The organism is Novosphingobium sp., assembly GCF_036803765.1.
Taxonomy (GTDB): domain Bacteria; phylum Pseudomonadota; class Alphaproteobacteria; order Sphingomonadales; family Sphingomonadaceae; genus Novosphingobium.
On record NZ_DAIRTS010000008.1, the window covers coordinates 110,422 to 123,960 of the forward strand.

Here is a 13,539-nt window from a genome sequence, read left to right on the forward strand (position 1 = left end):
ACGGGGCGCTGTTCCAGGCGGCAAGCTGGACCCCGGATCAAGTCCGGGGTGACAGAACATAAGAATGTCGTTTTCCCTCGTCACCCCGGACCTGATCCGGGGTCCAGCTGACTTGTTACAACACCGTCGCGCCGTCCCGAACGGCTCAGCTTCCTGTCCGCGCTCCCATCACATCACACCACGACCGCAAGATTCGCTACCGACAGGCCCGCCGCCCTCATCGACGGGCCCATCCGGCATTCAGGGCCGCGCCTTGACCGGCAGCCGGAACGGCGCGCCCAGGCGGTTGAAGGCATTCATCGCGGCGATGCTGATGGTCAGGTCGACGAGGTCCTTCGGATCGAACACCGCCGCCACGGCCGCATAGGCGCTGTCCGATGCGTGCGTTTCGCTAAGCAGGGTGACTTCCTCGGCCCAGGCCAGGGCCGCGCGGTACTGGTCCGAAAATAGATGGGGTACTTCGGCCCAGACCGGCACGAGCGTCACCTTGTCGGGCGCCATCGTCTTGAGAAGATCCCGCGTATGCAGGTCGATGCAATGAGCGCATCCATTGATCTGCGAGACGCGCAGGAACACGAGGTGCAGCATTTCTTCCGGCAGGTTCGTGGCCGTGGTCAGGTATCGGTGAATGCCATACAGCACTTTCGCACCGTCCGGCGCCACGTCATGCCACACCAACCGCTTGATCTCGTTCATGTCGATGTCCCTTGTCTGAAGCGCCCTCAACGGCGCTCGGGGACTTGACGATGTCGGCAGACGCGGTGTGACATCCGGAAAAAATTGCGCGCGCCGCCCGGTCGATGTCACGCTGCGGCATGCACGATCGTCTCAAGGGCATGTCCACACGGGAGACTTCTGTGCGTGAGAGCTGCATCGGGACAGACCCGGTTGAAACCATTGGAGCAAGCGCTCAGCGCATCGCCGATTTCCAGGCAGAGCGCAGCCGTCTGCTGCGCCTGGCTTATCGGATGCTCGGTTCGATCAGCGAAGCCGAGGATGTGGTACAGGAGGCATGGCTGCGCTGGGAGCGCGTTGAGGTCGGGGTCGACGTGCCCGCCGCCTACCTCACCCGGATCGTCACGCGGCTGTGCCTCGACGTTCGCAAGTCGGCGCGCGTGCGACGCGAGACCTATGTCGGTCCCTGGCTACCCGATCCACTGGTGGGATCGACCGAACCTGACGAAGCGGCTGGCGAAGACATCACCGTCACTCTGATGCTGGCGTTGGAGCGTTTGTCCCCCTCGAGCGAGCCGCGTTCATCCTGCATGACGTGTTCGACGTGGCCCTGCCGGAGGTCGCCAGCGCACTGGGCCGGCAACCCGCGGCGGTGCGACAGCTCGCCTCGCGTGCGCGCAAGCACGTGCGGGGGACCAAGCCGCGGTTCGTGGTCGATGCGGTTGAGGCCGACCGCATCGCACGCGCTTTCTTCGCGGCCGCACGCGATGGCGACACGGTGCGCCTGTCGCAGATGCTGGCGCATGACGTCGAGATCCATGCCGATGGCGGGGGCAAGGTCCTCGCATTCCGCAACATCGTGCGCGGTATCGACCGCGCGCTGCGCCTCTTCGCCGGGCTGCGCCGCAAATTCGCGACCCCACCCACGCTCTTGCGCACCGTGATGATCGATGGCCTGCCCGGCTACATCAGCATGGACCGCGGCGATATCCTCCAGACGACGGCGCTGGACATCCATGAGGGCAGAATCAGCGCGATCTATATCGTCCGAAATCCCGACAAGCTCGCCCACATCGCAGCCAGCGCCTGTACGGACTAGCCCCCTGCACGCACCGTGGCGTCGTGCGCTGGCGTATCCACCGCATCCGCTGCCGGATCGGGAATTTCGGCACGGCCGACGCGCATGGTCCTTGCGGGAACGCGGAACAGGCCCCGCCGTGCAGCCGCGTCGCCAAGATCCTCGCGCGAGGTAAGGCTGATGAGCCAGGGCGCGCCCAGCAAGCCGAGTGTGAGCGGGAGCAGCCACAGCGCGGTCATCGTATCGAGCCAGAACGTCGCAGCGAAGACCATCCCGAGCAGCAGGTGATCGCGCATCGAAGGCAGGATCACGCGAACCGGAATCGCCTGCGCGTCACGGTTCTGGACGTTCCAGTGCGAAGGGATGCCGAGCAGGAGACCGACGAGCGACTTGATCTGCAGCACCATCGACACCGGTGCGAACAGGGTCGAGAGCACGAGTTCGGACAGCACCGAGCCCAGCGCCCGCCACGGGCCACCGAACGCCATGCACCGTGTACGATCGGCCAGGATCCAGATCAGACCCATGAGCTTGGGCCCGAACAGCAAAAGGACGGTCAGCGCCAGTACGCCCGGCGGCACAGCGATCAGGGCGTTGCGATCCGCACCCGCACCCACCTGCGCAATCGTGGTCAGCAGCAGCAGCAGCCAGCCCGGCGAGGTCAGGTAAGCCGACGCGCCGATCAGCAGGTGCAGGCGGCTGGTCGTCGCCAGGCCGGCGGCGCCCAGCAGGCGCAAGTGCTGGAGATTGCCCTGCATCCAGCGCCGGTCTCGAAGCGCGTGGTCGACGATCGTCGGGGGATATTCCTCATAGCTGCCCCCGATCATCACCATGTGCACCGCCCACCCGCGCCGGCGCAGCAGCGCGGATTCGAGCATGTCGTGGCTGAGGATGTGCCCGCCGAACGGCGGCTTGCCGGGCAGTTCGGGAAGCCCGCAGCTTTCCGCGAAAGCGCGGGTGCGCACAATCGCGTTATGGCCCCAGAAATTGGCTTCGGTGCCCGACCACCACAGCAACCCTGCCGAGCTGATCGGCCCGTAAGCCTCGCTGGCGAACTGCATCCAGCGCTGGAACAGCGTCCGCGCGTTGGTGATCATCGGCACGGTCTGGAGCAGGCCGATCGATGGCCGCGCCTCCATGATCGAGGCCAGGCCGACGATTGCCGCGCCGGTCATTACGCTGTCGGCGTCGAGCACGAGCATCGTGTCGTAGGCGCCGCCGAAGCGCTGCACCCATTCGGCGACGTTGCCGGGCTTGCGCGCGGTGTTCTGCTCGCGGCGGCGATAATAGACCGCAATCGGCGCGCGGGGGGCAAGCTCGGCCCATGCGGCTTCCTCGCGCTTGCCATGCAGCGCACTGGAATCGCTGAGCACGAAGAAATCGACCCAGGCCGCGCCGCCTGCCCGCGCGATCGAGAAGGCCATGGCCTCCACCCGCGCAAAGGTCGCCTCCACGTCTTCGTTATAGACCGGCATCAGCACGGCCGTGCGCCGCGTGAGCGTGGCCGCGGGCGATGGCACCGGCACGAAGCCCGGATGCGCGCCGCTCATCAGCTGAATGAAGCCGATGGTCGAGCTGACGAAGCCGAAGGCGACCCAGCTGAACAAGGGCACGAAGAACAGCAGCATCGCGATGTCGAACGGGTCGAGCCCGTCACGCGAGAACGCCACCCGCACTTCGCTCGACGCCGCCAGCCCCAGCACCGCGGTCAGCGTGATCAGCAGCAGGCGTTTGACCAGCAGACCATGCGGGCGCGTCGACAGTTCGCGCCGCGCCGGGGCATTGCCGAACAGCCGCTGCACCGGCATGGCGAGCGGCGCTTCGGCCGGCAGCGCGGCCGGGACGGGCGCCATCGTGCTCACGGGCGGACCGACTTGATCACGGTTTCACTCAGCGCACCGCCACTGCGCCGCAGGAACAGGCGAAAATCGCGCGCCGCGAGGCCGTCGGTCCGGATATCCAGCGTCACGCGCCATTGGCGGTCGCGCCCGGCAATCGGACCCACCGCCTTATGCAGCACGACCTTGGGATCAAGGTCGACCTCGGCACTGACTCCGCTGCCGCGGTCGAGCCCGGCCAGCGCATCGCCCTCGAAATCGAAGACGTAGCGCGTCGCGCCCTTGATCGGATCGCCGCCCGGCACCCCGCCGGGGCCGACGAAAATCTTCACGCAGCGCGCGTTGGCATTGGCCGCCAGGTCGCGCGAGGTCCAGGTCAGGCGCCAGGCACAATCGATGCGGTCACCCGCGCGCGCCGGCTTGTCCGCGACCCAGAAGGCGGCGATATTGTCGACCGTCTCCGAAATCGTCGGGAAGGCGTAGAGCATGACAGCGCCTGCGCCCCATTCGCCCTGCGGCTCGACCCAGAGCGAGGGGCGGCGATCATAAAAGTTGAGGTCGTCCTGATAGGATTCGAAGCGCTGGTCGCGCTGCATCAGTCCGAAGGCGCGCACGTTTTCGGCGCGAAAGGCATTGGTGCGCGGCTCGGGCGGGTTCTCCAGCGGACGCCAGATCCGCTCGCCATCGGCCATCCAGATCGCGAGGCCGTCGGAATCATGGACTTCGGGGCGCCAGTCCCGCCGGTCGATCGTCGTCGCCTCGTCGAAGCAGAACATACTGGTCATCGGCGCGATGCCGAGGCGGGCTATGTCCTTGCGCAGGAACAGCGTCGCCTTGACGTCCTGCACCGTCCCCTTCGCCGTCTGGCGGGTGTCGAAGGCATAGACGCCGGTCAGCGACGGCCCCTCGAGCAGCGCATGGATGACGATATGCGCGCCGGCGTCCGCGCCCGATGCGGTGTCTCCCTTGTCCTCGATCCAGAACTCGGTGAACTCGGGAAATTCCTCGGCACCGGGCATAGTGCCCGTGTCGATCGCGATGCCCCGCGCCGAGAGGCCGAACTGGTTCTTGTCCCCCGCCGCGCGGAAATAGGAGGCGCCCAAGAACGCCAGCCAATCGGCGTGGCCATCGGGGTAAAGCACGCGAAAACCCGCGGCCTCGGCGGGGCGGTCGGTCCCGAACAGGCCCTTGCTGCCGATCAGCGCGCGTGCCTGTCCATTGGCGACGACGTTGATGCCGACCGCGAAGGGCGCCGTTTCCACGCGCGTCGGAAACAGACGGATATGGCCGGGCAGGCTCTGCGCCGCGCCATAAGTGATGCGCGCGTGATCGTCGAAACTGGCGGCGGCGACCCGCGAAACCTGGCGCGGCGCGAAGGGCTTGCGTGCGGCGGCCTGTGCCCGTGCCACGAGGCTTTCGAAGGAAAACGGCCGGGGCGGTCCGAAGTCGGCCGCCAGATCGGCAGGCAGCGCGCCGGCCGCGGCCGCCTCGAGCCGGCGCGAACCTGCCGCAGCGGCGGCGAACGCGAGGGCCAGGGCGGAGAATGTCCGCCGCGTATAGGTAGCGGCAAGGGCGGCGACGGGACGGTCGGCGGGGGGCGGAACGGTATCGGTCATGCTGTGCCCAACGCGGGCGCCCCCTTCCGGGTTTCGGCGCCCGTTCCGGCAAACGAAGCTTGCGCGATGGATATCCTCACTTGACGGCTGGTCCGCGCGGCGCACCGGGGCGCACGATTTCGCCGGGCGTGCGACGCCCGATGATGACCTCGGCGCCCGGTTCGAGCGCGGCGGCGAGGATCTCGGTGCGCTTGCCGTCGCTGGCGCCGGTCGCCACGGCAACCTGGCGCGGTTCGTTGTCGCCATCGAGGATATAGATCACGCCGGTCCGCGGCCGCACGCCTTCGGGGGTGAAACCAAGCGCGGCATTGGGGACGAGCAGCACCCCGGCGCAGGCGGGCAGGTCGATCTCGACATTGGCGGCCATTCCCGGGCGCAGCACGACTTCGCCTGCCCCAACCTCTGCTTTGCCCTCGGCAGCGGACGGCGCGACATCGAGCGCGAACAGCGCGACGCGGTCCGTGCCCGGTGCGTCGCTGGCCGGCTCGATCCGCACAAGGCGGGCGGCGCGAACCTTGTCGGTGCTGGCGGCCAGCAGGACACGCGCGCGCGCATTGGCGGCGATGCGTTGCGCGTCCTCGCCGCGCAGCGGCACGCGAATGATCAGCCGATCGAGACCGGAAGCAAGCGTGACCAGGGGCGTGCCCGGCCTCACCAGTTGGCCCGGCGCCACGGCGCGCGACACGACAATGCCGTCGAACGGCGCCCTCACGGTGGCGCCGGCCAAGCGTTCGCGGGCCTCGGCGGCGCGCTGGCGCGCCAGGGCCCGCGCGGCATCGGCCTGGGCCACCGCCGCTGTCGCCTGCGCGAGCGCGGTGCGCGCGGCCTCCATCTCGTTGACCGCCGGCACCCGGCCCTGCGAGCGGCGCCAGACCCCTTCGTAGCGATCGAGCTTGGCCCGCGCGGCATCGGCATTGACCTGCGCCGCAGCCACGGCCCCGTCCGCCGCCGCCCCCGCCGCTTCGGCACTGGCCAGCGCGGCCTCGAGCGGTGTGGTATCGAACACCGCGATCGGTTGCCCCGCGCGCACCACGCCGTCGCCCGGGCCCAGCAGCGAGCGCACGACGCCGTCCTGCTCGGCACGCAAGGTCACTTCGTCGGCGGCGTGGATCGTCCCTTGCGCGCTCAGCGCGGGCGTCAGACTGCCCCGTTCGAGCGGGGCGCTGTAATAGGGCATTTCCGGCCCGTCGACGAAGCGCACCAGCAACCACAAGGCCGCTGCCGCCGCCGCCAGCAGCAGCGCGGCCGTTGCCCATCGCGCCATGCGCCGGCGCGGCGTGGCGCCAAGGAAAGCGTCGAGATCGCGTTCGGTCACGGGCGCCCCGAGCAGGTGGCGGGGGCGATTTCGGGCGCCTTGGGCGTGAGGTCTTCGGCACGCCAGCCCAGCCCCTGTGCGGTCCAGGCCTGCACTTGCGCGCGGGCGAGCCCGGCCTGCGCCTGCGCCGCAGCCTCGCGCGCCGCCTCGGCGGCGGCCTCGGCGACGTAGAGCGTGGCGAAAAGCTCGGTTCCAGCACGATAACCGGCGCGGGCATCGCGGGCCGCGCGCTCGGCCTGCGCCAGTGTGCGCGTCGCGGTATCGGCCAGTGCCCGCGCGGCCTCGACGGCACGGGTGGCGCTGTCGATGTCCTGCGCGCTCATCGCCGTGGCACTCGCCAGCGCGGCGCGTGCGGCGTCTTCGGTCGTTCCCTGCCGGGCGAGCGCGGCAGCCTGCTCCTGCCGGCGGGCCAGCACGCCCACCGGGCGCGGTGCGGGCGCGTCGGGCAGGGCAAGCGATGCAGGCAGCGTCGGCGGCTCGGCCAGCGCGGCCGCGATCGTGTCGTCGCCAAGGCCGGTCTCGGTGGCCAGCCGGGCGCTTGCCTGCGCGAACGCAGTCTCGGCCGCGGTGACGGCATCAGCGTCGAGATCGACCATCACGCCGGCAAGGCTGCCGTCGATCGCGGAGACCAGCCCCGCTTCGCGGCGAAACCGCGCAATCTCGGCATTGTCCTGCCAGGGGGCCACGGCCTCGCGGCGCATCGCCAGCCGCGCCTGCGCCAGCCGCGCCGCGATATAGGCCTCGGCGATCGCGCCAGCGCGGCGATTGGCCAAGGCCGCATGGGCATAGTGAACGGGCGCAATCGTCGCCTCGCCCGCAGCTCGCTTGGGTGCGAAGAGGCGGCGCATCGACAGGCGCTTGGCCCGCGCGGCATCGCGCTTGTCCGCCTCGGCCAGGGAAATCGCGTCGCAAGCCAGCGCAGTATCGTGGGCCAGCCCTTCGCGGACCAGCCGTGCGAGCACCGGGTCGCCGGCCCGCGCCCACCAGGTCGCCCCCTCCTGCGGGGCATCTTCCACCGCGGGGTTGGTTACCGAAAGGTCGGGCGGAACGACCGGCGCGGCGGCACAGCCACCGCAGGCCAGCGCAAACGCAAGGACGGGGATGCGCGCGCGCATCATGGGAAGGACAGCACCGGACACGGGCGAGCGCTTAGCAAAATATCACCGTCTGGCAATTGAAGGGCTCATAGGGACGCACATGGCCGGCCGTCTGCGCGGCGCGCTTCAACCCTGTCTGCCCCACCGTTGAACCGCACAGGCAGGCACTTGTTCCCTGTGATCGCGACGATAAACAAACGGGCGTCGCGCGGCGTGTCGCGCATCCGTTTTTTGGGGAAAAGACCAATGGATCTGGGCATCAAGGGCCGCAAGGCGATCGTCTGTGCATCCTCGCGCGGGCTGGGGCTGGCGTGTGCCACGGCCTTGGCGCGCGAGGGGGCGCAGGTGTGGATCAACGGCCGCGACGCCGCGCGTCTCGATGACGCTGCCGCCCGGATCGAGGAGCAGACCGGCGCACGGGTCACCAGCGTTGCCGCCGACGTCGGCAGTGCCGAGGGCCGCGCCGCGCTGCTCGCCGCCTGCCCGGACCCCGACATCCTCGTCAACAACAACCACGGCCCGCGCCCTGGCCACTTCGACAGCCTGACGCAGGACGACTTCCTGGCCGCGCTCGAGGGCAACATGCTCGCGCCGCTGGCGCTGATCCAGGCGGTGATCGGCACGATGCGGGCGCGCAAGTTCGGCCGCATCGTCAACATCACCTCGGCGCAGGTGCGCATGCCCACTGCCAACATGGGCCTCTCGGTCTCGGCCCGCGCGGGGCTGATGGCGATGGCCAAGGTGCTGCAGTTCGATTGCGTGGCCGACAACGTCACGGTCAACAATCTCCTGCCCGGCCCGTTCGACACCGACCGGCTGGCGAGCCTTGCCGAACAGATGATGGCTGATCGCGGTCTGACCCGCGAGCAAGCCTATGCCGGGATCGGCGCCCGCGGCCCCGCCGGGCGGATCGGCCAGCCGTCCGAATTCGGCGATGCCTGCGCTTATCTTTGCTCGGCGCAGGCCGGCTTCATTTCGGGCCAGAACCTGACGCTCGATGGCGGCGCCTACGCAGGGTTGTTCTGATCGGCGCGGTGCTTTAGGCGCACCGCCATGCTGACGATCTCCGGTATCACCGTGCGCCTGGGCGGCCGCACCATCATCGACCGTGCTTCGGCCACCTTGCCGACGGGGTCGCGCGTGGGTCTGATCGGCCGCAACGGCGCGGGCAAGTCCACGCTGATGAAGGTGCTGATCGGCGAGATCGATCCCGACGAGGGCAGCGTCGAGATGCCGCGCCGCACGCGCATGGGCTATATCGCGCAGGAAGCCCCCGCCGGTACCGCCACGCCGTTCGAAACCGTGCTCGCCGCCGATACCGAGCGCGCCGCGCTGCTCGCGGAATCGGAGACCTGCACCGATCCCGACCGGCTGGGCGACGTCCACGAGCGGCTGATCGCGATCGACGCCTATACCGCCCCGGCCCGCGCCGCGCGCATCCTCATCGGGCTGGGCTTTGACGAGGCGATGCAGGCGCAGCCGCTCGACAGTTTCTCGGGCGGGTGGAAGATGCGCGTCGCCCTCGCCTCGCTCCTGTTCTCGCAGCCCGACCTGCTGCTGCTCGACGAACCGTCGAACCACCTCGACCTCGAAGCGACGCTGTGGCTGGAGAATTTCCTGCGCAGCTATCCCGGCACGCTGGTGGTCATCAGCCACGAGCGCGACCTGCTCAACAACGTGGTCGACACCATCCTGCACCTGCAGGGCGGCAAGATCACGCTCTACGCGGGCGGCTACGACAGCTTCGAGCGGCAGCGGGCCGAGCGCGCGGCACAGGCCGCCGCCGCCAAGGCCGCGCAGGATGCCCAGCGCGCCAAGCTGGAGGATTATGTGCGCCGCAACAGCGCCCGCGCCTCCACCGCCAAGCAGGCGCAGAGCCGGGCCAAGATGCTGGCCCGTATGCAGCCCGTAGTGGCGATGCTCGACGATCCCAGCCTCTCGTTCGACTTCCCCAACCCGGCTGAACTGCGCCCGCCGCTCATCACGCTGGACCAGGCCTCGGTCGGCTATGCCCCGGGCCAGCCGATCCTCAAGCGCCTCAACCTGCGCATCGACCCGGACGATCGCATCGCCCTGCTGGGCCGCAACGGCAACGGCAAAACCACGCTGGCGCGGCTGCTGGCCGGCCAGCTGGAGGCGATGGACGGCAGCATGAACACCTCGGGCAAGCTGGCGATCGGCTATTTCACGCAGTACCAGGTCGAGGAACTGGCTGGCAGCGACACGCCGCTGCTGCACATGACCCGCGCGATGGAGGGCAAGACCCCCGCCGCCGTGCGCGCGCAGCTCGGGCGTTTCGGCTTCTCGGGCAACAAGGCGACCACCGCCGTCTCGCAACTGTCGGGCGGCGAGCGTGCGCGCTTGGCCCTCGCGCTGGTGACGCGCGATGCCCCGCACCTGCTGATCCTCGACGAGCCGACCAACCACCTCGACGTCGACGCGCGCGAGGCACTGGTCCAGGCGCTCAATTCCTACGAGGGCGCAGTCATTCTCATCAGCCACGACCGCCACATGGTCGAGCTGACCGCCGACCGGCTGGTGCTGGTCGATGGCGGCGTCGCGCAGCCCTATGATGGCAGCATGGAGGACTACATCGACTTCGTGCTTGGCCGCAACCAGCCCAAGGCCGATACCCCAGCCAAGGGCGCGGCCACTGGTAGCAAGCCGGTGCAGGACAAGGTAGCGACGCAGGCCGCGTGGCAGGAACGCCGCGAACTGGGCAAGCGCGTCGCCAAGGCGGAAAAGGAGCTGGCCAAGGTCACCGCCCGCCTCGCCGATCTCGATGCCGCGCTCGCCGATCCGGCCCGCGCGCCCAAGCCCTTTGCCGGCATGGCGATCTGCGCGATGGGCAAGCTGCGCGAGGAACTGGCGCGCGAGGTGGACAAGCTCGAAGCCGACTGGCTCGCGCTGAGCGAAGCCATGGAGGCCTGAGGCAAGCGCAGCGACCCGGCCGCGTGTTTTTCAGCTTGGGATTCCTACCTTACGTCAATTACATAAGCCCTTTGCGTCACGAAAGGGCGTGACATGATTCCCGTGGCTGCCATCGCTCTGGCCTCAGCCTCCATCGCCTGGGGCGCACCCGCGCCGTCGGCGGTCGTACTCGCCGGGCCAGAGCCTACGATGACCGTCGATGCCCAAACCCATCGGCGGGAGTGTTTCGTGCGCTACCGCTTCAGGGCCCGCGACACGCTTGAAGCCATTGCCGAATTCTACCTGCGCGAAGCGCGCGACAATGGCGCGGTCCTGCTCGACGATACGGCAACCAGGATAGCCGGCTATCGCGCGATCACCTTCACCCGGCACAAGTTCATGTTCGTGACCCTCTCGCGCCAATCCGGCGTAGTGGTGGGCGATGTCGTGTTCCAGCCGCCGGGGGGCTGCACCGCGCCCTGATCCGGCCGCCCTCCCCACGGCCCCGCGCGGCAACGGGAGTGACGCTAAATGCTTCAAACGTGGCGGAACTTTCGGGCAATATGGCGATTGACCAGCGGGACCCCAATTATTGCTGGAGTGTGAACGATGGACCCGTCAGCCATGCCTAGGGGGTCCGCGCGACCCGTCGCGCCCTTGATACTTGGGGTCGTGATTGCCGCGATCGGCCTGGTCCTTGCCATCGGCGGCGCCTGGCTCGCGGTGCTGGGCGGCTCGGTCTATTACGTGCTGACGGGCGTGGCGATGATCGCATCGGGCGCCCTCCTCGTGCGCCGCCGCCTGCTGGGCGGCTGGCTCTATTGCGCCGTGTTCGTGATCACCGTCATCTGGGCCTTTGCCGAAGTCGGTGCCAACGACTGGGCGCTCGTCCCCCGGGTGATCGCCCCGCTGGTGCTGCTGATCGCCACCCTGCTGGTCATGCCCACGCTGTCGACACACCGGTCGCGCTGGAAACTGGGGCTTGGCGCCAGTGCCGTCGCCATCGTGCTGACCGCGGTCACCGGCACGGTCTTCGCCCGCATGGCCGATAGCGCGCCAATGGAAGCCCTGCCCGACTTGCGCTACGCCATGGGCGACCCTTCGCTGGCCCAGGCCGGTGACGACTGGCCTGCCTATGGCGGCAGCGAAGCCGCTCGCCGCTTCTCGCCGCTTGGCCAGATCACGCCCGCCAACGTCAGCCAGCTCAAGCGTGTCTGGCTAACGCACACCGGCGACATGCCGTCCTCGGCGCAGATCGCCAAGACCTATGGCGGCGAGAACACCCCGCTCAAGGTGGGCGACACGCTGTACGTCTGCACCCCCAAGAACATGGTGCTGGCGCTCGACCCCGCCACGGGCAAGCAGCGCTGGAAGTTCGATCCCAAGGTCTCGGACGAGGCCATCCCGTATACTGCGGCCTGCCGCGGCGTGAGCTATTACAAGGTGCCCGACGCCAGCGCCGACCAGCCCTGCGCGGCGCGCATCATCTATGGCACGCTCGATGCGCGCCTGTTCGCCATCGACGCCCGCACCGGCGCGCGCTGCACCGGCTTCGGCAGCAATGGCGAGGTCGACACCAAGATCGGCATGGGCAACACGCCTCCGGGCTATGTCTCGATCAATTCGCCGCCCACCATCGTGCGCGGGGTCGTCGTCACGGGACACCAGGTGCTCGATGGCCAGGATCGCTGGGCGCCGTCGGGCGTGATCCGCGGCTACGATGCCGTCACCGGCAAGCTGCGCTGGGCCTGGGACATGATGCACCCCGACTGGAACGGCTATCCGCCGCAGGGCCAGACCTGGGCGCGCGGCACCCCCAACATGTGGACCATCGCCAGCGGCGACGAGCAGCTCGGTCTGGTTTACCTGCCCATGGGCAACGCGGCAGCTGATTACTATTCGAGCCTGCGCCGCCCCGAGGAGCGCGAATTCGCCACCTCGCTGGTCGCGCTCGACGTCGCCACCGGCAAGCCGCGCTGGAAGTTTCAGGCCGTGCGCGACGACGTCTGGGACTACGACTTCGGCGCGCAGGCCACCCTGGTCGACTTCAAGGGGGCGCCCGCGCTGGTCTTGCCGTCCAAGCAGGGCGATATCTATGTCCTCGACCGCCGCACCGGCCAGCCGCTCACCCCGGTGGGCACGATCAAGGCCCCCGGCGGCGGTGTCGAACCCGCCATGCGCGCCCCCACCCAGCGCGTCTCGCTGTGGCACACGCTGCGCAAGGCCGACCTCACCGAACGTGACATGTGGGGCATGTCGCCGATCGACCAGATGGTCTGCCGCATCCAGTTCCGCCGTGCGAGCTACAAGGGCTTCTTCACTGCGCCCGAAAGCGATCGCCGGTCGATCGAGTACCCGGGCTACAACGGCGGCACCGATTGGGGCGGCGTGGCGGTCGATCCGCGGCGCGGGGTGATCGTCGCCAATTACAACGACATGCCCAACTACGTGCGCCTCGTCCCGCGTGCCGAAGCCAATCGCAAGGGCTGGGCTCCGCGTGACCAGGCCCGCGGCAGGATCGGCGGCGCAGAGGGTGCCGGCGACCCGCAGGCCCACACCCCCTATGCGATCGACGTCAATGCCGGCTGGCGCCTGCCCTTCACCGGCATGCTGTGCAAGCAGCCTCCCTATGGCGGCATCCGCGCGATCGACATGGCGACCGGCAAGACCATCTGGGACAAGCCGCTGGGCGAGGCGCGGACCAATGGTCCGTTCGGCATCCCCTCGATGCTGCCCGTGACGATCGGCACGCCTAACAACGGCGGCTCGGTGGTGACGGCCGGCGGCGTGATCTTCGTGGCCGCCGCGACCGACAACCTCATCCGCGCGATCGACCTCAGGACCGGCAAGGTGCTGTGGAAGGACGTGCTCCCCGCCGGCGGGCAGGCAACGCCGATGACCTACATGGTCAACGGCAGGCAGTACCTCGTCATCGCACCTGGCGGGCACCACTTCATGGAGACCCCGATCGGCGACCAGGTCATCGCTTACGCCCTACCCTGATTGCCGA

Annotated in this window: 10 protein-coding genes and 1 pseudogene; 6 read left to right on the top strand and 5 right to left on the bottom strand. The window is 68.9% G+C overall.

Annotated features, from left to right (window positions below):
- Positions 1 to 240: 240 nt before the first annotated feature.
- Positions 241 to 807, bottom strand: coding sequence for a carboxymuconolactone decarboxylase family protein (locus V7Q48_RS07480; RefSeq protein WP_333837248.1), 567 nt, complete (start codon positions 805 to 807; stop codon positions 241 to 243).
- A gap of 161 nt (positions 808 to 968) precedes the next feature.
- Between V7Q48_RS07480 and V7Q48_RS07485 the strand changes: the two are divergent.
- Together V7Q48_RS07485 and V7Q48_RS07490 are read left to right on the top strand one after the other, a co-directional pair.
- Positions 969 to 1,055: pseudogene (locus V7Q48_RS07485) on the top strand (RNA polymerase sigma factor SigJ); the annotation flags it as partial.
- A gap of 215 nt (positions 1,056 to 1,270) precedes the next feature.
- On the top strand, positions 1,271 to 1,774 hold the full coding sequence (locus V7Q48_RS07490; protein WP_333837249.1) for a hypothetical protein: 504 nt from the start codon (positions 1,271 to 1,273) through the stop codon (positions 1,772 to 1,774).
- On the opposite strand, the gene mdoH is transcribed toward V7Q48_RS07490, so the two are convergent.
- From mdoH to V7Q48_RS07510, 4 genes are all read right to left on the bottom strand, one after another.
- Positions 1,771 to 3,606 (bottom strand): glucans biosynthesis glucosyltransferase MdoH, encoded by a 1,836-nt coding sequence (mdoH, locus tag V7Q48_RS07495; protein ID WP_333837364.1) that lies wholly within the window; start codon positions 3,604 to 3,606, stop codon positions 1,771 to 1,773. The two genes, V7Q48_RS07490 and mdoH, sit on opposite strands and share 4 nt — an antisense overlap.
- Before the next feature lie 5 nt (positions 3,607 to 3,611).
- A complete protein-coding gene (locus V7Q48_RS07500) occupies positions 3,612 to 5,207 on the bottom strand; it encodes a glucan biosynthesis protein (protein ID WP_333837251.1) in 1,596 nt (531 codons plus the stop codon).
- Between the two features lie 76 nt (positions 5,208 to 5,283).
- Entirely contained in the window at positions 5,284 to 6,522 is a 1,239-nt protein-coding gene (locus V7Q48_RS07505) for an efflux RND transporter periplasmic adaptor subunit (protein ID WP_333837253.1), read from the bottom strand.
- Entirely contained in the window at positions 6,519 to 7,661 is a 1,143-nt protein-coding gene (locus V7Q48_RS07510; RefSeq protein ID WP_333837254.1) for a hypothetical protein, read from the bottom strand. Before V7Q48_RS07510 ends, V7Q48_RS07505 begins: the two co-directional genes overlap by 4 nt.
- A gap of 204 nt (positions 7,662 to 7,865) precedes the next feature.
- Between V7Q48_RS07510 and V7Q48_RS07515 the strand changes: the two genes are divergently transcribed.
- The 4 genes from V7Q48_RS07515 (at position 7,866) to V7Q48_RS07530 (ending at position 13,532) form a co-directional block, all read left to right on the top strand.
- Positions 7,866 to 8,645 carry an SDR family oxidoreductase gene (locus V7Q48_RS07515; protein WP_333837255.1) on the top strand — a complete coding sequence of 260 codons (780 nt, stop codon included), beginning with the start codon at positions 7,866 to 7,868 and terminating at the stop codon, positions 8,643 to 8,645.
- A gap of 27 nt (positions 8,646 to 8,672) precedes the next feature.
- Positions 8,673 to 10,550, top strand: a complete 1,878-nt coding sequence (locus tag V7Q48_RS07520) for an ABC-F family ATP-binding cassette domain-containing protein (RefSeq protein WP_333837257.1) — start codon at positions 8,673 to 8,675, stop codon at positions 10,548 to 10,550.
- A 102-nt stretch (positions 10,551 to 10,652) separates the two neighbouring features.
- Positions 10,653 to 11,012, top strand: coding sequence for a hypothetical protein (locus V7Q48_RS07525; protein ID WP_333837258.1), 360 nt, complete (start codon positions 10,653 to 10,655; stop codon positions 11,010 to 11,012).
- A gap of 141 nt (positions 11,013 to 11,153) precedes the next feature.
- Positions 11,154 to 13,532 carry a membrane-bound PQQ-dependent dehydrogenase, glucose/quinate/shikimate family gene (locus V7Q48_RS07530; protein WP_442947106.1) on the top strand — a complete coding sequence of 793 codons (2,379 nt, stop codon included), beginning with the start codon at positions 11,154 to 11,156 and terminating at the stop codon, positions 13,530 to 13,532.
- The last annotated feature ends 7 nt before the right edge of the window (positions 13,533 to 13,539 follow it).